Here is a 1074-nt window from a genome sequence, read left to right as displayed (position 1 = left end):
TTGAGGCTGGTGCCCGCGATACGAACCCGTGGATTCACATCCCTGTTGGCTATTTGAAAACAATGCACAATCCACCGGTCGACTGGAGTTATCGGACCGAACCCGATCCCGGCCTGAACGGTCGATCCATCGATTGGCCACGCGGTAAGGTGCTGGGTGGGTCATCCTCTTTGAATGGGTTGCTATATGTGCGCGGCCAGAAAGAGGATTACGACCGTTGGCGTCAGATGGGCAACGAAGGTTGGGGCTGGGAGGACGTGTTGCCACTGTTCAAACGCTGCGAGGATCAAGAGCGCGGCGAGGATGAATTCCACGGTGTCGGTGGACCTTTGTCTGTGTCCAACATGCGCATCCAACGTCCCATCTGCGACGCATGGGTCGCTGCAGCGCAGGCCGCAGGTTATCCGTTCAATCCAGACTACAACGGGGCCGAACAAGAGGGCGTCGGGTACTTTCAGTTGACCACCCGCAATGGTCGACGCTGCAGCGCAGCCGTGGCGTATCTAAAACCTATCCGGGGTCGTCAGAACCTCAACATCATTACCAATGCCTTGGTAGCGCGGGTGGTTTTAGAAGGGAAAAAGGCAACCGGACTGGTTTATCGGGATCGTTCGGGTGCTGAACAAACTCTAAAAGTCCGGCGCGAGATCATTCTGTCCGGTGGGGCGATCAATTCCCCCCAAATTCTGATGTTGTCGGGAATCGGAGACCCAGATCATCTAAAGGAAAACGGTATCGAACCGCTGCACGCCCTGCCGGGTGTCGGCAAGGGTTTGCAGGATCACTTACAGGCGCGGCTTGTGTTTAAATGTAACGAGCCGACTTTGAATGACGAAGTCCGCAGCCTGTTCAATCAGGCGCGAATTGCCCTGAAATACGCGCTGTTCCGCGCAGGCCCGATGACCATGGCCGCCAGCCTTGCCACCGGTTTCATGAAAACCCGCCCCGAGGTTGAAACCCCCGACATTCAGTTTTCCGTCCAACCCTGGTCCGCTGACAGGCCTGGCGAGGGAGTGCATCCGTTTTCAGCGTTCACGATGTCGGTGTGCCAACTGCGCCCGGAAACCCGCGGAG

The 1074-nt window shown here is 57.2% G+C and carries 1 protein-coding gene; it reads left to right on the top strand.

Annotated features, from left to right (window positions below; translation table 11 throughout):
* A partial coding sequence (locus tag ACR0C6_RS21360; RefSeq protein ID WP_480621118.1) for a GMC family oxidoreductase occupies nucleotides 1–1074 on the top strand: 1074 nt, incomplete at both ends.

This window comes from Ruegeria sp. AL12 (assembly GCF_056540885.1).
Note: the sequence above shows the minus strand (reverse complement) of the source record. Positions and strands in the feature narration are given on the sequence as shown.